Here is a 19849-nt window from a genome sequence, read left to right as displayed (position 1 = left end):
TGATTTGGCATCACCACTAAATAACAAGTTGCTGGTGATTAACAGCAACTTGTTAATGATTTTTATTGTTCCTATATTCTTCACTTTTAACTGTTTACATCAACTCATACCATGACCATACAAGCACCTAATCATATCCAAAAAATAGCACCATATCAGGGTGGAAAGCCGATTACTGAGCTTGCCCGTGAAATGAATTTGAGAGTTGAAGATATTGTTAAACTAGCTTCCAATGAAAACCCGCTAGGCATTAGTCCTAAAGCTGATTATGCAATTCAAGAGGCAATTTTGGACATTGCCAGATATCCGGATGGTAATAGCTTTGCCTTGCGTGAAGCCGTGAGCAATAAGTTTGGCGTTGCGCATGACCAGATTGTGTTTGGTAATGGCTCAAACGATATTTTAGAGTTGGTCGCGCGTGCATATTTGAGCAGTGATAGTGAAACTATTTACTCGCAGCATGCTTTTGCGGTTTACCCTTTAGTGACTCAAGCGATGGGGGCTAAGGGTGTTGTCGTACCTGCTAAAGATTTCGGTCACGATTTATCTGCAATGCTCGCTGCGGTGACTGATAAAACCCGCTTGATATTTATTGCAAACCCTAATAATCCAACAGGTACTTTATTAGCTAAAGATGCTTTATACACATTCTTGAAGCAGGTGCCGCAGCATGTGTTGGTGGTGCTGGATGAAGCTTATGACGAGTATTTATCTGCTGAGTATAAATCTGAAGCTATCGGCTGGCTAAAAGAGTTTGAAAATCTAGTGATTTCACGCACATTCTCAAAAGCTTATGGTTTGGCAGGTTTACGTATTGGTTTTGGCTTATGCCATGCACAAGTTGCAGATATGATGAATCGTGTGCGTCAGCCTTTTAATGTGAATAGTGTTGCGCAAGCCGCAGCTGTCGCTTCACTTGCGGATGATGATTTTGTTGAGCGTAGCTATGCGTTAAACCAAGCGGGTATGGCACAGTTAAAGCAAGGCTTTGATCAATTAGGGCTATCTTACATTCCATCATTTGCTAATTTCATTAGCGTAAAAGTAGGTGATGCTGCCGCTATTAATCAAAAATTATTGCAGCAAGGTGTGATTGTTAGACCTGTTGCAAACTATGAAATGCCTGAGTATCTGAGGGTGAGTATTGGTTTGTTTTCAGAGAATGCTAAGTTCTTAGCGGTGTTAACGCAAATAATCAATGGGTAAACGCATTCTAGCGTGCGCATCATGAATTTACTTAGTAGAAATCGGGTAAGTTTGCGGTGTTGTACGTATGAATAAGGGCGCAGAATGCATCTCACGTTACAACAAGTAACGAATTCAACTAAATGACAAAAAGGAATTAATTATGTGGACAACACCAGCAGCTACAGAAATGCGTTTTGGCTTTGAAGTAACAATGTACGTAATGAACAAGTAATTGTTGTTCGCGTAATGTTAAAAAAGGCTGCCGAGAGACAGCCTTTTTTTGTAAAAAAATGATTTTTGATAAAGCTAGCATCGTTTTTTTACAAAAAAATTGTGGTGTTTTTATAAAGCACATTTTTTAATGATTGAAGTTTAATTTAAATAGAAATGTAGAGATTCATGCATATACATGTATTAGGAGCTGGTGCTGGGGGTGGTTTTCCACAGTGGAATTGTAATTGTTTTAACTGTGATGGTTTACGTAAAGGCACGATCAAAGCAACCAAGCGTACACAGTCATCAATCTGCGTAAGTGGTGATGGCGTAAACTGGGTGTTATTTAATGCGTCTCCAGATGTATTGCAGCAAATTCAAGATTTTGCACCGTTGCAACCAGGCCGTGCCGCGAGAGATACCGGCATTCAGGCGATTGTGCTGATAGATGCACAAATTGACCATACAACCGGTCTATTTATGTTGCGTGAGGGTTCTGTAAAGCGCGAAATTTACTGTACGGATATGGTGTATGGTGATTTAACCTCAGGTAATCAGATTTTAAATATACTTGGGCATTATTGTGGCGTTAATCATCACAATGTTCCGATTGATGGTAAAACCAGCTTCACCATCCCGAATGTACCTAACTTGAAATTCACAGCAGTTGCGCTGAAGAGTGCAGCACCTCCTTACTCACCGCATCGTAATGACCCACATCCTGGCGATACGATTGGTGTGTTAATTGAAGAGATTAGCTCTGGTAAAAAATGTTGGTACTCGCCAGGTTTGGGTGAAATTGAACCACACTTACCAGAACTAATGAATCAAGCCGATTGCATTATGGTGGATGGCACGTTCTGGACCGATACTGAAATGTTAGATTTAGGTTTAATGACTAAGACCGCACGTAGTATTGGTCATAATCCTCAATCAGGCCCTAATGGCATGATTGAAGAGCTAGATAAATTTGGTGATGTGCGAAAAGTATTGATTCATATCAACAACACCAACCCGATTTTACGTGAAGATTCAGCTGAGCGCGCCGTGTTGAATGAGCACAAAATTGAAGTGGCTTATGATGGCATGGATATTATTTTGTAAGTATACAAAGTGCTTAGACGTTTCTGTTGGCTCATGCTTTTGATGATGGAAACACAACAATAGAGCGTCTCTACTGACTTAATCACTTGAATTATTTGGAGAAAAAAATGGCTGAAAAATTGGCACCCTGGACTAGAGAAGAGTTCGAAGCTAAGTTACGTGAAAAAGGTAAGGGTTATCATATCTATCACCCAATTCACGTGTTGATGTATGAGGGTAAACTCACACAGCAACAGATGCAGGCATGGGTGGCCAATCGCTATTATTATCAAACTGCTATTCCAATGAAGGATGCAGCAATTTTATCAAACTGTCCAGATCGTGAATTGCGCCGTGGTTGGATTCAACGTATTTTTGATCATGATGGCAGCGGTCAAATTGCCGAGGGCGGTGAAGGTGGTATCGAAGCTTGGATTCATTTAGGGGCAGCCGTAGGCTTAAGTCGTGATGATGTAACATCAATGAAACTGGTTGCGCCTGGCACCAAGTTTGCTGTGGATGCTTACATTAATTTCGCAAAACAGCGCTCATGGCAAGAATCTGTTTGCTCTAGCTTAACTGAACTATTCGCACCGCATATCCACCAACAACGTATAGACTCTTGGCCTGAAATGTACCCATGGATTAATGCAGAAGGTATGCAATACTTTAAAAATAGGCTGACGCAAGCACGTCGTGACGTTGAGCAAGGTTTGGAAGTGACATTAGATTACTTTAGTCAAAGTCGTGAAATGCAAATGCGTGCATTAGACATACTGCAATTTAAACTGGATGTGTTGTGGGTAATGGCCGATGCCATTATGTTGCAATCAACAGACATTAAGGTTGAAGGTAATGATTACTTGCGTCAACCAGTGATGAACGTAAGTTAAGAAGGTTAACGATGGACAACAAGATACTACATACGGATATTTACGCGCTTGCACCTCACCACCGTTTTCAGTGGGAAGAGGCACAAAGTAGTTATGTGATACTTTTCCCAGAAGGTATGGTCAAACTACATGGAGGAGCAGGTGAGGTCATTAAGCGTTTGGATGGAAAAGCAACAGTAGGGGATGTGATTGCTGAATTGAAAGCGGCATTCCCTGATGCTGAGAATATTGAGAATGACATTGTTGGTATGTACGAGCTTGCGTTTAGCAAAGCTTGGATACGTAAAGTTTAGATTAATTTAGGAGTAGCAAAATGACACAAGCGTCTTTAGGTGAGTCAGTGGTTCAAAAGACTATCCATGCGACTCATGCTCAAAATAATGGTGTAGCAGCTAACATTACCCAAACACAGCCATTATGGCTGTTAGCTGAGGTGACGTATCGTTGTCCATTGCATTGTGCATTTTGCTATAACCCTACCGATTACGACAAGCATACGCAAAATGAATTAACCACCGAGCAATGGATTCAGGCATTGCGTGAAGCACGTAAATTAGGTGCTATTCAGCTTGGTATCTCCGGCGGCGAGCCACTACTACGTGATGATATTGAAGATATTGTGATTGAGGCGAGAAAGCTTGGTTACTACAGTAACTTAATTACCTCTGGCGTTGGGCTGACAGAAAAACGTATTCAAGCGTTTAAAGAAGGTGGTTTAGATCACATTCAGTTATCTATGCATGATATTACTGAAGAGATTAATAACTTTATTACCAATACCAAGACTTTCGAGCTCAAGAAAAAAGTCGCAGCGATGATTAAAAGTCATGGCTATCCAATGGTGCTGAATGTCGTGATTCATCGCTACAACATCGGCCACATGAAAGAAATTTTAGAGATGGCTGACGCACTCGGTGCAGAATATATCGAGCTAGCCAATACCCAATATTATGGTTGGTCATTAGTGAACCGTAGCCAATTAATGCCTACCAAAGAGCAGGTGGACGAGGCGGAAAGAATCACTAACGAATTTAGAGAAAAATCTGGCAGCAAGATGAAGATTTTCTTTGTGGTGCCAGATTACTTTTCAGACCGCCCTAAAAAATGTATGAACGGCTGGGGTGAAGTATTTATGATTGTGACAGCCAATGGCGATGTATTGCCTTGTCACTCAGCACGTGTATTGCCTAACATGCAATTTCCAAACGTCAAAGATACTGATTTAGGCTGGAGCTGGAAAGAGTCACCAGCATTTAATAAATACCGTGGCGACAGCTGGATGAAAGAACCATGTCGTACATGTGATGAAAAAGAAAATGATTTAGGTGGCTGTCGTTGCCAAACATTCTTGCTCACTGGCGATGCAGAGGCCGCTGACCCTGTTTGCAGTAAATCACCTCATCATCATCTCATAGAGCAGGCGATTTTAGATTCAAGAAACCCTATCATAGCGGCTCAGCCTATTGTGTTTAGGAACGATAAGAACTCTAAGAAAATTATCGCTGGTGAGCTTAAAGACCGTGTAGATGAGTTCCATGCCTTACCGTAAATAAATATTTGGATAACTAGCTTCTTGTATCTCGCAAAGGTGCATTAATACTGTTATTGTGATTTAATCTAGCGCGCTACTGAAATATGCAGTAGCGCGTTTTTTATTGCCAGTAATATATTTTATGAAAGTTGAGCTTTGAAGCATCAATCATCACCATTGGTATTGTCGGTTGTACTTGCAAGCTTAGCTGCACTTGCACCGTTTGCAATTGATACTTATCTCCCTGCATTTCCGTCACTAGAGCGTGAGCTACACGGTACTTCATTAGAGCTGCAACAAAGCCTTACATTTTATTTGCTGCCATATGCACTGATGACACTATGGCATGGCGCGATATCAGACTCGATAGGCCGTATTACGACGATTAAATGGGGCTTGGGTGTTTTTGTGCTTGCATCAATCGGATGTGCATTCGCACCAAATGTGGAAACACTGTGGTTCTTTCGCGTATTACAAGGCTTATCCGGAGGTGCTGGTAATGTCGTAGCACGTGCAATGGTGCGTGATTTGTTTGAGGGGCCACAAGCCCAGCGTGTGATGGCAACCGTGCAAATGCTGTTTGGTATTGCGCCAGCAGTTGCACCTATTATAGGTGGTCTACTGTTAGGTATTCATTGGCAGGCTATCTTTATCTTTTTAGCTTTATATGCCGCATTCAGCTTATGGGCGGCAATGAAATATCTGCCTGAAACCATGCCCAAAGAAAAGCGTTTACCGCTATCTGCGAAACAGGTTATCAAAGACTACCGTGCAATTTTTAGTGATAAAGAATTTAATTATGTGGTGTTTGCACTTGGCGCAAACTTTGCGGGGTTCTTTCTTTATGTGCTGGCAAGCCCTGTATTTCTAGTCAAACATTTAGGCCTGACTGAGCATCAATTTGCTTACATGTTTATTCCCACGGTCTGTGGCATGGTGTTGGGCTCTTACCTAGCTAAACGCGCCGCTGGCAGATACGCACAAAGCAAAGTGATTAAGCTGGCGTATGCTTGGATGTTCGCAATGGTCTTGCTCAACATTGGCGTTTGTTTATACCTACCTACAAATGTTATTTACAACATAGTACCAATCGCGCTATTTAATATCGGCATGGCTTTGGCAATGCCCATACTCTCATTAGCGGCTTTGGACAGACACCCTAAAATTCGTGGTACGGCTGCATCTGGGCAGGCTTTCATCCAAATGTTGCTATCTACAGTATCCGCAGGTTTAGTCGTTCCGCTGGTTTGGTATGCACCATCAGGTTTGGCGATTGCGATGGCAGTATATTTAATGATTAGTTGGGTTATGATTCGACGCGCTAAAATTTGGCGTCATTAGTATGCATTAAATTACTTCTCACTTTTCCATGTTAGATAAACACGGCAATCGAACTCTAGCTGATGATAGTTGGGTTCCATATGCTGGCAAAGTTGGTAGAAGGCTTTGTCATGATCGCGCTCTTTTAAGTGCGCCAGCTCATGAACCACAATCATGCGTAAGAACTCAGTGGGGGACTCTTTAAAGAATGATGAAATTCTGATTTCTTTTTTGGCTTTAAGTTTGCCACCTTGTACTCGTGAAATAGCTGTGTTCAGGCCAAGCGCATGGTGTTCTATGCCTAATTTATTATCGTAATGTACTTTATCGAGCTGAGGCGCGTTACGTAAAAAGGCTTGCTTAATCTCATTACTATATTGGTACAGCGCTTTGTCTGTTTGGATGGTGTGATGTTGCGGGTAGCGTTGTGTGATGTAGTCGCCCAGCAAGTCCTGCGTCTGCAATTGCCTAATTTTATCTTGCAGGGTAGGTGAGTAGTGCTGAAGGAATCTCAGTGGTTTAGTCATTGCAATAAATTAATATGTTTTGCACATGCAGAAAAGGAGGCATATGCCTCCTTTTTGTGTTTGGTAGAGCAAGAATTGATATTATGACTACTCAATCAATAAATCACGTTTACCAGTTACACCATTCATTGCATCAGCATCCGGCAGTGATTCTTTACGCGCAGTAATGACTGGCCATACCTGAGCTAGCCTTGCATTCAGTGCGATATACTCTTGTTGGTCTGCAGGAACATCATCCTCAGCAAAAATCGCTTCCGCTGGACACTCCGCAACGCATAATGTGCAGTCAATACACTCATCTGGGTTAATCGCAAGGAAGTTAGGACCTTCTACAAAGCAATCAACCGGGCAAACATCTACGCAGTCAGTGAATTTACATTGAATACAATTTTCGGTAACGACATAAGTCATTTTTAAAGTCCTTTACAGCTTAAAAGCTAAAACGTTATTTTATTAGAAATTCTATTAGTTTGCGATGACTAATTCTATCAAGTTACCGTGTTTATACACAGTAACTTTGTTGAAATTTACACAATCATCCCTGCACCGACAGTGTTGTTGGTTGATTCATCAATGATAATGAAAGCACCTGTAGCACGGTTATTTTTATAGCTGTCTATCATCAGTGGTTGCGCCAGCTTGAAACTAATGCGTGCGATGTCATTCATTTTCAAGTCAGTTGTTGCTTGCTGTTCCAGTGTGTTGACATCAACTTTGTAGCTAATAGTGCCTACTTTAGCTTTTGATTCACGCGTGGTGTGGCGAATGATGTAGGTGCGCGCCGTAGACATTGGCATTTCTGATAGCCAGCACACAAAGGCTTCTACCTGTTTTACCGGTTCAATAGATTCGGCACTTTTAACAATCATGTCACCACGTGACGTGTCGATTTCATCTTCTAACAGCAGGGTAACACTTTGTTCTGTGGATGCCGATTGCAATTGGTCTGCACCGAGTTGAATGGCTTTTACTTTTGATTGGTAACCATTTGGTAATACAGTCACTGCATCACCTACTGTAATTTCACCAGACTCGATACGTCCCATAAATCCGCGAAAATCATGTAACTCAGGGTCGTCAGATGCGTGCGGGCGGCATACAAATTGAACAGGGAAGCGGAAAGCTTCAGATTGTTCTGTATGTGCAGCCGGTGCTTTTTCCAGCATTTCAATCAAGGTTTCGCCTGTATACCAAGGCATATTTTCTAGACGGTCTACTAACATGTCGCCATTTAATGCAGACATAGGAATAAAGCGAATGTCTCTAGCTGTAGCTAAGCCAATTTCTGTCGCGAAAGCAGCGTAATCTGCACATATTTTGTCGTAAACAGCTTGATCGTAATTCACCAAGTCCATTTTGTTAACAGCCACCACAATGTGCGGAATGCCCACAAGGTGCGCTAAATAGCTATGGCGACGTGTTTGCGTGAGTACGCCTCTACGCGCATCAATCAAAATAATCGCAAGATTAGCTGTTGATGCTGCCGTTACCATATTGCGTGTATATTGTTCATGGCCTGGCGCATCGGCAATAATATATTTACGAGTACCTGTGCTGAAATAGCGATAAGCAACATCAATGGTGATGCCTTGCTCACGTTCAGCTTGTAAACCATCGGTAAGCAGTGATAAATCTACAGCTTCCATACCGCGTTTTTTAGAGGTATTTGAAATTTGCGTCAGCGTATCTGCCAGAATGGTTTTGGTGTCGAATAGCAGACGGCCAATCAGGGTGCTTTTGCCGTCATCTACGCTACCGCATGTCATAAAGCGTAATAGTGAGTCGTTGTGTTGTGTAGTCATAAGTTTAGTTTTCAAATTATCAAAAATGCCCGGACAGAAATGCCTAGATAAAGCGGTTTATTGAATAATAGTGCAAAGGCGCACGGAACGCAGAAACCGGAATGTACAACTAGTACATGAGGATTTCGAGTACCTCGCAACGCAGCAATATGTTCAATAAATTGGTTTAGGTTGCATTTCTTAGAAATATCCTTCTTTTTTGCGTTGTTCCATTGAAGCATCTGAGGTTTGGTCATCTAGGCGGGTAGCACCACGTTCTGTAATGGTGGTGGTCGCAGTTTCAATGACAATTTTGCTCACATTATCTGCATCAGACAGCACTGGTGCCGTGCATGTGATGTCACCCACAGTTCTGAAACGAACTTGCATGTTAATGACTTCTTCACCTGATTTAGGTTGGTTAATGATTTCACCGTTAGCAAGTGGTACGTTTGCAGGCATCATTGCACCACCGCGCATAATAATGTCACGCTGATGTGAGAAATAGATGCTTGGTAAGCCTAAGTTTTCACGCTCGATGTATTGCCATACGTCCATTTCTGTCCAGTTAGAAATAGGGAAGGCACGGATGTTTTCACCTTTATGTGAACGCGCGTTATACAGGTTCCATAATTCAGGACGTTGGTTTTTTGGATCCCATTGACCAAATTCATCGCGGAAGCTCATGATGCGCTCTTTAGCACGGGCTTTTTCTTCATCGCGGCGCGCACCACCGATACAGCAGTCAAAGCCAAACTCTTCAATCGCTTCCAGTAAGGTTACAGATTGATGCTTGTTGCGTGGCTCATCAGGTGATTTTAATACCACGGTACCACGTTTCATTGAGTCTTCCACTGAACGTACAATCAGGCGCTCGCCCAGTTCTGCCGCGCGTTGATCGCGGAAATCCAATACTTCCTGATAGTTGTGGCCAGTATCGATATGCATCAGTGGGAACGGGAATTTACCTGGGCGGAATGCTTTTTCCGCTAAACGCAAAATACATAGCGAATCTTTGCCACCTGAGAATAGTAGTACAGGGTTACTACATTGGCCTGCAACTTCGCGCAGAATGTAAATGGCCTCTGACTCTAGCCAGTCTAAATGAGATAAAGGTTGTTTAGTCGTTGTCATATTCTTAGGTTTCAAAAATCAAAATTACTACTTAGTACGTAGCAGAATTTTATAAAATCATTTCTTTACGTGTAATCCGCACTCTTTGCTATTAGGGTCTTCCCACCACCAGCGGCCAGCGCGTACATCTTCACCCATGGCAATCGCACGCGTACATGGTGCGCAGCCGATGCTAGGGTAAAACTGGTCATGCAGTTTGTTGTATGGCACATCAAACATACGGATGTAGGCCCAGACTTCTTTTTCAGTCCAGTTACTTAGCGGGTTGAATTTTTCTAAATTGTTGCCGCTGTCAAACTCACGGAATGGCAGGTTAACGCGCGTGGTAGATTGCTCTGCACGCATGCCGGTGACCCATGCTTTTTTATCTTTTAACGCACGTTGTAATGGCTCTACTTTACGCATAAAGCAGCAGGCTTTGCGCAGGTCTATAGACTCATAGAATGCATTGATGCCGTTGGTTCTTACATAACTTTCTACCGCATCAGACTGCGGGAAAAAGATTTTAAGCTTGGTATTGTAAGTTTGCTCTGTTTTGGCAATTAAGTCGTAAGTTTCAACAGGTAAGCGACCAGTATCTAGCGAGAAAATCTCAATGGCAATCTTTTTGCGTTGAATAATGTCGGTTAGCACCATATCTTCTGCGCCAAAGCTATTGGCAAAGGTGACTTCATTCGCGCCAAACTCGTTTGCAGCGTTACTCAACAATGCGTGCACTTCGTCCGCTTTTTGCTTAACGCTTGCTACTAACTCATCCGTCAGTGTTGGTCTAGTCGCAGGGTTGTTTGCGCTAGGTTTAAGCATCACAACCTGGCCTAAATCTACATCCGTAGTCATTTATGCGCCTCTGTTGTAACGCTTAAATACAGGGCGTGGCTCATCAACAGCACCTTGGTATGGTTTGGTAAAGTCAGTTAAGCTGGCAATCGCCTCTTGTGCTGAGCGGTCAGCACGTACTAAGTAGCTAGTAAAGCCACTGCGTTTCAAGAAGAATAATTGGTCACGCAGCACATCACCAAACGCACGTAGCTCATTTTTAAAGCCAAAACGCGTGCGCAGTAAGTTACCTAAAGAGAAAATACGGCCATCAGCAAAGCGCTCTACAAAAATCGCGATGATAGGCAGTGCATTTAAGTCTGCTTGTTGTTGCGTCAGATTTTCAAGTAGCTCATGCGTGGCTAACCAAACACCGATTTCACCTTGTGCAATACGAGCTTTAACCTCGCTGTTGCGCGCAATAAATACACTTAACGGCAAAATGATTTTGCCTGTTGCCGGAATTACCGTATCAGCAATTTGTGCATCAGTGACTGTAGCTTCACCAGTAAGCTTAAATAAAACCACTTTACCAGCTTGTTTACGTTCTTCTATTTGTGTGGCAGGTAACTGAACTAGTGTCCAGTCATCTTCTACCAAGCTAGCAACACCATTGTTTAGTTTGATTAAATTACTCATGCTGCAACCTCATTTTTTGCATAGACATGTGCTTTGAATGGGGCAACGCCCAAACGGCGCACAGTATCAATAAATCTTTCTTCAGGTGTACGTTCTTTAATGTAAACCTCAATTAGTTTTTGCACGACACCTGGCATTTCATCCGCAGAGAATGAAGGCCCAATGACAGTGCCAAGGCTTGCATCGTTACCTTGTTTACCACCGATACTGACTTGGTACCACTCAGAGCCATCTTTATCGACACCAAGAATGCCAATGTGACCCACATGGTGGTGACCGCAGGCATTCATACAACCTGAAATGTTGAGCTCCATCTCACCAATATCGTGCAGATAATCCAAGTTATCAAATTGCATTTGAATCGCTTTAGCGATAGGAATACTCTTTGCATTAGCAAGTGAGCAGAAGTCGCCACCAGGGCAGCAAATGATATCTGTCAGCAAGCCAATGTTTGGGCTAGCTAAACCATTAGCACGTGCTTTTTCCCACAATGCAAATAAATCGCTTAATTTAACATCGGCCAATATTAGGTTTTGCTCATGAGATGAACGTAACTCACCAAAGCTATATTCATCAGCAAGGTCAGCCACGGTCCACATTTGCTCAGAGCTAATGTCACCAGGGGCTTGACCATGCGGCTTGAGCGAAAGGGTAACTGCGCGGTAGCCAGTTTGTTTGTGTGGATGTACGCAACGTTTAACCCATGCGGCAAACGCAGGGTTGCTAGCAACTGCCGCATCAAAGCCTGCGTCATGTGCTGGTACGTTTTCATAAGGCATTGCGTCAAAGTGCTGCGCAACACGTGCTAATTCGGCTTCAGTAATGGTGTTATCTGTATCTTTAAGGTGCGCCCACTCAGCGTCCACTTGTTTGCGGAACTCATCAATACCTAACGCTTTTACTAAAATCTTAATACGTGCTTTGTAGATGTTATCGCGGCGGCCATGTAAGTTATAGACACGAATAATCGCTTCGCAGTAGGTGAGGGCATGTTGCCATTCTAGATGTTCGCGAATTACTGCGCCTAAGATAGGTGTACGACCTAAGCCACCACCTACCCATACTTTGAGAGCTACTTGGTTATTGCTGTCGCGGTAGAACTCTAAACCGATATCGTGCGCTTGCACCAATGCACGGTCATTTTTAGTACCAGACACTGCAATTTTGAATTTACGTGGTAATAAAGCGAACTCAGGGTGAAATGTGCTCCATTGGCGCATGATTTCAGCAATCGCGCGAGGGTCGATTACTTCATCCGGTGCAACACCTACGAACTGGTCTGTCGTAATGTTACGAATGCAATTACCTGAGGTTTGAATAGCGTGCATTTCTACTGTCGCTAAATCCGCCAAAATCTCAGGCACATCCTCCAGTTTAGGCCAGTTTAATTGCAAGTTCTGACGTGTACTGAAGTGACCATAACCTTTGTCGTATTTTTTTGAAATATCGCCAAGTTTGCGCAATTGTGCGCTAGATAACATGCCATAAGGCACTGCAATGCGGAGCATCGGTGCCTGACGTTGGATATATAAGCCATTTTGAAGGCGTAGCGGGCGGAACTCATCTTCAGATAGTTCGCCAGCTAAGTAGCGGCGAGTCTGGTCGCGATATTGGGCAACGCGTTCATCAACAATCTGTTGATCTATTTCATCATATTTATACATAATATATAGTGCTTTTTAAACTAACTTTTAAATTAAACCAAAACGAACTTCAAACCAATCACTAGTAAGAGCGTGGCTAAAACTAGACGTAATATTTTTTCTGGAATTTTTACACTTAAGTGGCTACCGACCCATATTCCAGGTAGAGATCCGATGAGCAATGTGCCTAACAGTTCAAAGTTGACATGTCCAAGCGTCCAATGACCGAAGCCAGCAACCGCCGTTAACGGGATTGCGTGCGCTAAATCAGTACCTACTACTTTGAGCGTGCTCATCTTAGGATAAAGGAAGAGTATCGCCAGTGTGCCAAGCGCACCTGCACCTACTGAAGAGATTGTTACTAGCGCACCCAGTATTATGCCAGTAAATATGGTTGCTGGGACTTGAATTTTATTAAAACGACCACTACTAATGACACTATCTTCGATTTCGCGTATTTTTTTTCTGGTGATATAGCTACGAATAATCAATGCGATTGAGGTTAATATCAGTGCGATACCTAATGTAAAAGTGATAATTCCTGAAACATCTTTTTCAATTTGAATGAGATGTTTAATCACAAAGATAGTGACCACTGCTGAGGGCAGGCTGCCTAGTGACATCCATCCCACAACACGCCAATCTACCGATTTGTGCGTATTGTGATGAACAAACACTCCACCAGTCTTGGTAATCGCGGCATAAAGCAAGTCTGTGCCTACAGCTACGGATGCTTTAAAACCAAATATAAACACAAGTAAAGGTGTCATCAGCGAGCCGCCGCCAACGCCAGTAATACCGACAAGCAAACCAACCGCAAAGCCCGAAATAATATAACCAAATTCCATGAGGAGTATCCGTTATTCATTAATTAAATTTAGCCGGGCACTATAGCAGTGAATGGCTTATTTTTTTAAGAATATGTTATTCTATGGATATATCATTTAGTTATATAAAGCAGCGGCACTTAAGCGTAAAAATATTAGCATTAACTTGAAGCTTAATTTTAAGAAATTTTATAGAAAAATTAAACCAAATGAAATTACATCAGTTACGTTATTTACATGAAGTCGTGAAGCAAGGGTTAAATATTACCAGTGCTGCGGATGCTTTATATACATCACAACCAGGTGTTAGCAAGCAAATTCAATTAATTGAAGAAGAGCTTGGTTTGCAAATATTTAAACGTAACGGTAAGCGCTTAACAGGATTAACTGAGCCTGGGCAACAAATCATTAGCTTGGCTGATAAAGTCATGCGGGATATTGAGAATATCAAGCGTGTTGGAGAAGAGTTTAGTGATGTTGAAACAGGCACATTAACGATTGCTACCACACATACCCAAGCGCGCTATAAGCTGCCTGCTGCAGTGAAAGCGTTTATGACTAGCTATCCGCGCGTTAAACTTAATATTCATCAGGGTAACCCAAGTCAAGTTGCAGAGCAGGTTGAAAACGGGGAGGCTGATATTGGGATTGCAACTGAGTCTATCAGTGAGAGAGAGAGTTTGCTGTGCTTACCTTGTTATCACTGGAACCGTTGTGTGGTTGTACCGCATGGTCATCCCTTACTTACAGATGGGCTTTTGACATTAGAGAAACTAGCTAATTACCCACTCATTACCTATGACTTTGCATTTACAGGGGGTACGCTTGTATCTAAGACTTTTTCTGATGCGGGATTAACGCCTAATGTGGTGCTCACGGCGATTGATGCCGATGTGATTAAGACTTATGTAACCCTTGGTTTGGGCGTAGGCTTGCTTGCAAATATGGCTTATGATGCTGAGCGAGATACGCATTTAGCAAAAATAGATGTTGATCATTTATTTGCTGATAGCACGACTTACTTAGGGGTGCGTAAAGATGCGTTTTTACGTGGATATATGTATGGCTTTATTGAACTGATTGCGCCGCATTTTAATCGAGCAGCGGTGAATCAGGCGCTTAAAATCACTGATTAATAATAGAATGGTGGACGCTATGCTCATGCTTAGAACGAGACACAATATTGTTTTTATCGTTACGGTTGCATTTTTCATGACTGCTTGTAGCACCATTAAGCCAAATCCAGCTTACGAAGATATGATGCTGATTGGTCAAGTGAGGCCTGGTATGCCGGCAATTGATCCCACTACTGCAATTTATGAGCTGCCTGTTAATGCTGATGTCAGTTATCAGGATGTGGTAGAGAGTCTGAAAAGTATTTCAGAAGGGTTGAATTTTGTTAACCCAGCCAACTTTCCGATTGGTGAGCATATGAAACTGCGCGGGCAGGATCCACAAGGGATTAAAGAAGTGCACTCGTTTTGTAACTTGAGCATGGGGACAGAAATCATTTTAGACCACCCTGAGTTTTTAGTATTTGCGCCTTGTAGAATCGCGATTTATGAGAAGCTGGATGAACACAACAAGCTCAAACTTTATATTGCGATGGATCGTCCGACTTATGATTTGAAGAGTATCAAGCATCCGACTGAACGTGCAAGAAAGTCTGCACAGCAACTAGAAACCAAGCTTTTGGAAATTATGGATAGAGCACGGAAAGGTGATTTTTAGCTATTTTTCAGTAGTTGGTTATCACACTTTCTTAATGTTAATGACTCATTAGGTAATCACTTTTTATGGCAACCCCAATTTTAATTGCAAAAAATAATGAAATATCGAGCGTTATTCTGCCTCGAATGGCTAACCGTCACGGTCTGATTGCTGGTGCAACAGGAACCGGAAAAACTGTTACGTTGCAGACACTAGCCGAAGGATTTTCAAAAAATGGTGTGCCTGTGTTTATGGCCGACGTTAAAGGTGATTTGTCTGGTATGTCGCAGCAAGGGGGCGGTAATGCCCGTGTTGAGGCTAGGGTTCAGCAATTGGCAATTTCTGATTTTAGTTACGCCAAATGCCCTGTCACGTTTTGGGATATGTTCGGAGAGAAAGGGCATCCTGTACGTACGACAATCGCTGAAATGGGGCCATTGTTGCTATCACGCTTGCTTAACTTGAATGATGTGCAGGCTGGGGTGCTGAACGCAGTTTTTAAAATTGCCGATGATAAAGGTTGGTTGCTGTTAGATTTAAAAGATTTACGCGCAATGATGCAGCATGCTTCTGAGAACTCAGCACAGTATCAAGCTGAGTATGGCAATATTTCTGCGGCAAGTGTGGGGGCAGTGCAGCGTGCGCTGTTACAGCTTGAAACGCAAGGCGCTGATATGTTGTTTGGTGAACCAGCGCTCAACTTAGATGATTTGATGCAGACCGATGAACAGGGCCGTGGTGTCGTTAATATCTTGATGAGTGACAAGTTGTTTAATTCACCGCGTATCTATGCAACGTTGCTACTGTGGCTGTTGTCCGAGTTGTTCGAAAAATTGCCGGAAGCTGGCGATTTAGATAAGCCAAAATTAGTATTCTTTTTTGATGAAGCACATTTGCTATTTAACGATGCGCCAGCCGTGTTGCTTGAGAAAATTGAGCAAGTCGTTCGCCTGATTCGTTCTAAAGGGGTTGGTGTGTATTTTGTGAGCCAAAATCCACTCGATATTCCTGATGCGGTCTTGGGGCAATTAGGTAATCGTGTTCAACACGCCTTGCGCGCATTTACGCCACGGGACCAAAAAGCAGTGAAATCTGCTGCAACGACCTTTAGAGTGAATCCTAAGCTAGATGTAGAAAGTGTGATTACCGAGTTAGGGGTAGGTGAGGCGCTTGTTTCATTTTTGGATGAAAAAGGCATTCCAACACCGGTTGAACGCACGTTTGTTTGCCCGCCAGGTAGCCGTGTTGGCCCAGCTACCGATGCTGAGCGGATTGAGTCTATTAGGACTTCAATTCTGAATAACGTGTATGAGAAACAAGTTGACCGTGAATCCGCTTATGAGATTTTAAAGGCACAAGTTGCGGCCACTGCAGCCGAAGATGCAGTGCTAGCTGAGTCTTCAGCTAAAAAAGAGCCAGCGAGCCGTTCTGATGGCATATTAGAGGCAGCAGCCAAAAGTGCTGCACGTGCGATTGGTTCGCAATTAGGCAGGCAAATCATTCGTGGCATATTAGGTAGTATTTTAGGTGGGCGTAAATAGTTGCAGATTATTGTACAAGCAGGGTTTGCTGAGCAAACCATTACAAAGTCACGTTTTATTGCCATGGCGGTGTCATGCGCTTCTGAGCGAGAGGTAGGGCAGGCATTACGTGCCTTTGCCGCCAAACATCAGAATGCACATCATCTGGCTTATGCTTTTAGGCTAAAAACAGAAGAGGGGATTGTTCAGCGTTTTTCAGATGCAGGCGAACCTTCAGGCACGGCAGGCATGCCTGTGTTAAAGCTGTTGGAGGGCAGAAACCTGATTAATGTTTGTGTTGGTGTGATTAGATATTATGGCGGTATTAATCTGGGTACTGGTGGTCTAGCGCGTGCTTACGGCGGCACAGCTAAACTTGCGTTGGATGCGACAGAAGTCGCAGATTATGTGGAGATGAAAACCATTAAGCTCACCATCGCTTATAATCAAATGGATTTTGTCACGCGGGCATTAGCAAAGTGTAACGGTGCTATTGTCGATAAAGCGTTTAATGAGCATGTGGATTTGATTGTGTCGTTGCCAGCAAATGATGCCGGTGATTTTATTAATCGATTTTCACTTAAAAGTTATTAATCAACATATTGTTGTTGGTATTTAACATTAATATGTAATCCATTCTTAAAGGTAAATATGGCCAAATTAGCGCAAGTGCAGGCAGCAACCAGTTATGAAATAGCCGCATGGCTATTAACCGGAGTTGCTTTGTTTTGTGTGCTGAAATTTAGCCTGTTACCTGCCTTGCTGGCAGGGTTGTTGGTGTATCAATTAGTACACATGATTACGCCATATATATCACGCAGATTTCCAAGTAAGCGCCCGAGTAATTATTCCAAACTTTGGGCAGTAGGTATTTTAGTCTTTATTGTTGTGAGCTTACTTTCCTTGGCTGGTGCTGGTTTAACAGCGTTTTTGAGATCTGATGCGGGTAGCTTGACGGTGTTGTTAGCGAAAATGGCGCAGATACTTGAAGACTCAAGAAAAATTTTACCGAGCTCGTTATTAACGCATCTACCTGCTGATGCGCTTACCTTTAAAGAAATGTTAACGACATGGTTGCGTTCGCATGCTGATGAGTTGCAAGTGGTAGGTAAAGAAGCGGGGCGTGTGACTGCACATATCCTGATTGGCATGATAGTCGGTGGAATGTTGGCGTTGCGCGAGGCGGTGTCGATTGAGCATTTTAAGCCATTTTCCGGCGCACTTTATGAACGCTGTGCTTTGTTAAGTGATGCTTTTAAGCGTGTAGTATTCGCACAGATACGTATTTCAGCCATTAATACTTTCTTTACAGCAATCTACTTAGCAGTAGTGTTGCCGTTAATGGGCGTGCATTTGCCCTTAGTGAAAACCATGATTGCCATTACCTTTGTGGTTGGTTTGATTCCAGTCATTGGCAATTTGATTTCGAATGCTGTCATTGTGGTGGTGAGTTTAAGCCAATCACTTGCTGTAGCGCTCGGTTCTTTGCTGTATTTAGTGATTATTCATAAGTTTGAGTATTTCCTGAATGCACGCATTGTAGGTAACCAGATTCGTGCAAATGCATGGGAGTTGTTAATTGCTATGCTGTGTATGGAGGCCGCATTTGGGCTGATAGGGATTGTTGCTGCCCCTATTTATTATGCCTATATAAAAGCTGAGCTGCGCGCACGTGACCTAATTTAAATACAACTCAGGTGATTTAAATATTTTTACACCGCAGTTGTTTGCGTTGTCATGTGTTCGACAGGGCTTAAATTTAGCAGTGTTAAAGAATAATATGATTATGCTCACCACGTTCATAAACAATGTGTGCTCGTCCTACTAGCAGCAGGTCTAAGTTGCCAATCGCATCAATATCTTTATTGGTATACGGTAGTTTGTGTAAAACATAGCGCATGGCATTCAGGCGCGCTCGCTTTTTACAATCAGATTTGATCACCGTCCAAGGTGAGTCAGCTGTATCCGTATGAAAGAACATGGCTTCTTTTGCTTTTGTGTAGTCATCCCATTTGTCGAGAGAGGCTAAGTCAATCGGGCTGAGTTTCCATTGTTTGAGAGGGTGCATTTCACGCTCTCTGAAACGTCTGCGTTGTTCAGAGCGGCTGACAGAAAACCAGAACTTAATCACGTGTATACCGCACCGTGTGAGGTTACGCTCAAAGTCAGGGGCTTGACGCATAAATTCAAGGTACTCATCATTGTTGCAAAACCCCATGACGCGCTCCACGCCTGCACGGTTGTACCAGGAGCGGTCAAATAATACGATTTCACCAGCGGTTGGTAACTGTGAAACATAGCGCTGAAAGTACCATTGGCCACGTTCGACCTCACTTGGTTTTTCAAGTGCTACAACACGCGCACCACGTGGGTTAAGATGCTCCATGAAGCGCCTGATTGTGCCACCTTTGCCTGCTGCATCGCGCCCTTCAAACAGAATCACAACACGCTGCCCAGTCTCTTTGACCCAAGCCTGTAGCTTTAATAACTCTACTTGCAGATGGTATTTTTGTTTTTCGTAAGATTTTCGTGAGAGTAGGTTTTGGTAAGGGTATCCACCATCTCGCCAGTCTTTAGCCAGCGCTTGATCATTGCGTAAGCGCAATTTCATGGTGTTTGTATCGTTAATAACCGTTAACGCTTTGGTTAATGCCGCAGCATCGTCGGGCGATGCGCCTTTTATGATGGTATGTAATGCTTCAGGCAGGGTTGATAAATCACTGCTAGAGATTCTTTGGATAATATCTTGCACAGCCTCAAACTTAGATGCTTGAGCAGCGGATATTTTTTCATGCACAGCAAAGCTTTCAATACCTTCTGCAGTATTGTCTGGGGCGATATCACCTGCTGATACATTGCGTTTTTTTGAGCCATTACCAGCAGCTTTGGTCGTCGTTTTTTTAAGAGCATTACTAGCGCTGCGCTCTTTGTGCTTGGTTGTCATATCACAATCTCCGACAATGTATAAGGATATTCTTACCCCTATACATTGAGATGTCAAACAACTCAACCAACTAAAATAGC

21 protein-coding genes are annotated in these 19849 nt (G+C 42.9%); 12 read left to right on the top strand and 9 right to left on the bottom strand.

The features are described from left to right. Window positions 1–111: 111 nt before the first annotated feature. The 7 genes from hisC to FG24_RS10820 all read left to right on the top strand — a co-directional run bounded on the left by hisC (window position 112) and on the right by FG24_RS10820 (window position 6249). Entirely contained in the window at window positions 112–1206 is a 1095-nt protein-coding gene (gene hisC, locus FG24_RS10845) for a histidinol-phosphate transaminase (RefSeq protein ID WP_036303380.1), read from the top strand. 142 nt (window positions 1207–1348) lie between these two features. Then, window positions 1349–1420 (top strand): pyrroloquinoline quinone precursor peptide PqqA, encoded by a 72-nt coding sequence (pqqA, locus tag FG24_RS12940; protein ID WP_012777389.1) that lies wholly within the window; start codon window positions 1349–1351, stop codon window positions 1418–1420. 167 nt (window positions 1421–1587) lie between these two features. Then, entirely contained in the window at window positions 1588–2505 is a 918-nt protein-coding gene (pqqB, locus tag FG24_RS10840; RefSeq protein WP_036303379.1) for a pyrroloquinoline quinone biosynthesis protein PqqB, read from the top strand. Window positions 2506–2612: 107 nt separating this feature from the next. Continuing rightward, window positions 2613–3377, top strand: a complete 765-nt coding sequence (gene pqqC / locus FG24_RS10835; protein ID WP_036303378.1) for a pyrroloquinoline-quinone synthase PqqC — start codon at window positions 2613–2615, stop codon at window positions 3375–3377. An 11-nt stretch (window positions 3378–3388) separates the two neighbouring features. After that, window positions 3389–3670 carry a pyrroloquinoline quinone biosynthesis peptide chaperone PqqD gene (gene pqqD, locus FG24_RS10830; protein WP_036303376.1) on the top strand — a complete coding sequence of 94 codons (282 nt, stop codon included), beginning with the start codon at window positions 3389–3391 and terminating at the stop codon, window positions 3668–3670. Between the two features lie 20 nt (window positions 3671–3690). After that, the gene (pqqE, locus tag FG24_RS10825; protein ID WP_036303374.1) at window positions 3691–4926 is read left to right on the top strand and encodes a pyrroloquinoline quinone biosynthesis protein PqqE; all 1236 of its coding nucleotides are present in this window, start codon (window positions 3691–3693) and stop codon (window positions 4924–4926) included. Window positions 4927–5064: 138 nt separating this feature from the next. Further along, on the top strand, window positions 5065–6249 hold the full coding sequence (locus FG24_RS10820) for a multidrug effflux MFS transporter (protein WP_036303373.1): 1185 nt from the start codon (window positions 5065–5067) through the stop codon (window positions 6247–6249). An 11-nt stretch (window positions 6250–6260) separates the two neighbouring features. Here FG24_RS10820 and FG24_RS10815 read toward each other — a convergent pair whose 3' ends face one another. The 8 genes from FG24_RS10815 to FG24_RS10780 all read right to left on the bottom strand — a co-directional run bounded on the left by FG24_RS10815 (window position 6261) and on the right by FG24_RS10780 (window position 13616). Beyond that, complete coding sequence (locus tag FG24_RS10815) at window positions 6261–6755, bottom strand: M48 family metallopeptidase (protein WP_036303370.1); 495 nt, start codon at window positions 6753–6755, stop codon at window positions 6261–6263. 87 nt (window positions 6756–6842) lie between these two features. Next, complete coding sequence (gene fdxA, locus FG24_RS10810) at window positions 6843–7166, bottom strand: ferredoxin FdxA (RefSeq protein ID WP_036303369.1); 324 nt, start codon at window positions 7164–7166, stop codon at window positions 6843–6845. 116 nt (window positions 7167–7282) lie between these two features. Further along, complete coding sequence (locus FG24_RS10805; RefSeq protein ID WP_036303368.1) at window positions 7283–8557, bottom strand: sulfate adenylyltransferase subunit 1; 1275 nt, start codon at window positions 8555–8557, stop codon at window positions 7283–7285. Window positions 8558–8737: 180 nt separating this feature from the next. Further along, window positions 8738–9670: a sulfate adenylyltransferase subunit CysD gene (gene cysD / locus FG24_RS10800; protein WP_036303366.1), complete on the bottom strand. Its 933-nt coding sequence runs from the start codon at window positions 9668–9670 to the stop codon at window positions 8738–8740. A gap of 57 nt (window positions 9671–9727) precedes the next feature. After that, entirely contained in the window at window positions 9728–10507 is a 780-nt protein-coding gene (locus tag FG24_RS10795) for a phosphoadenylyl-sulfate reductase (protein ID WP_036303365.1), read from the bottom strand. Continuing rightward, the gene (locus FG24_RS10790) at window positions 10508–11125 is read right to left on the bottom strand and encodes a DUF934 domain-containing protein (protein ID WP_036303364.1); all 618 of its coding nucleotides are present in this window, start codon (window positions 11123–11125) and stop codon (window positions 10508–10510) included. Further along, a complete protein-coding gene (locus tag FG24_RS10785) occupies window positions 11122–12789 on the bottom strand; it encodes a nitrite/sulfite reductase (protein ID WP_036303363.1) in 1668 nt (555 codons plus the stop codon). Before FG24_RS10785 ends, FG24_RS10790 begins: the two co-directional genes overlap by 4 nt. A gap of 32 nt (window positions 12790–12821) precedes the next feature. Continuing rightward, the gene (locus FG24_RS10780) at window positions 12822–13616 is read right to left on the bottom strand and encodes a sulfite exporter TauE/SafE family protein (protein ID WP_036303362.1); all 795 of its coding nucleotides are present in this window, start codon (window positions 13614–13616) and stop codon (window positions 12822–12824) included. A 188-nt stretch (window positions 13617–13804) separates the two neighbouring features. Here FG24_RS10780 and cysB point away from each other — a divergent pair, with 188 nt between their 5' ends. The 5 genes from cysB to FG24_RS10755 all read left to right on the top strand — a co-directional run bounded on the left by cysB (window position 13805) and on the right by FG24_RS10755 (window position 18511). Continuing rightward, window positions 13805–14731, top strand: a complete 927-nt coding sequence (gene cysB / locus FG24_RS10775; protein WP_036303361.1) for an HTH-type transcriptional regulator CysB — start codon at window positions 13805–13807, stop codon at window positions 14729–14731. Between the two features lie 121 nt (window positions 14732–14852). After that, on the top strand, window positions 14853–15326 hold the full coding sequence (locus FG24_RS10770; RefSeq protein ID WP_369797047.1) for a DUF302 domain-containing protein: 474 nt from the start codon (window positions 14853–14855) through the stop codon (window positions 15324–15326). A 65-nt stretch (window positions 15327–15391) separates the two neighbouring features. Continuing rightward, window positions 15392–16846, top strand: a complete 1455-nt coding sequence (locus FG24_RS10765) for a helicase HerA-like domain-containing protein (RefSeq protein ID WP_036303360.1) — start codon at window positions 15392–15394, stop codon at window positions 16844–16846. Beyond that, window positions 16847–17419, top strand: coding sequence for an IMPACT family protein (locus FG24_RS10760; RefSeq protein WP_036303359.1), 573 nt, complete (start codon window positions 16847–16849; stop codon window positions 17417–17419). 57 nt (window positions 17420–17476) lie between these two features. After that, window positions 17477–18511 (top strand): AI-2E family transporter, encoded by a 1035-nt coding sequence (locus FG24_RS10755; protein ID WP_051901525.1) that lies wholly within the window; start codon window positions 17477–17479, stop codon window positions 18509–18511. Between the two features lie 82 nt (window positions 18512–18593). Here the strand turns inward: FG24_RS10755 and ppk2 are convergent, their stop codons facing one another. Further along, complete coding sequence (gene ppk2, locus FG24_RS10750; RefSeq protein ID WP_036303358.1) at window positions 18594–19769, bottom strand: polyphosphate kinase 2; 1176 nt, start codon at window positions 19767–19769, stop codon at window positions 18594–18596. Window positions 19770–19849: the final 80 nt, after the last annotated feature.

It is taken from the genome of Methylotenera sp. L2L1 (assembly GCF_000744605.1).
Lineage (GTDB): Bacteria > Pseudomonadota > Gammaproteobacteria > Burkholderiales > Methylophilaceae > Methylotenera.
Note: the sequence above shows the minus strand (reverse complement) of the source record. Positions and strands in the feature narration are given on the sequence as shown.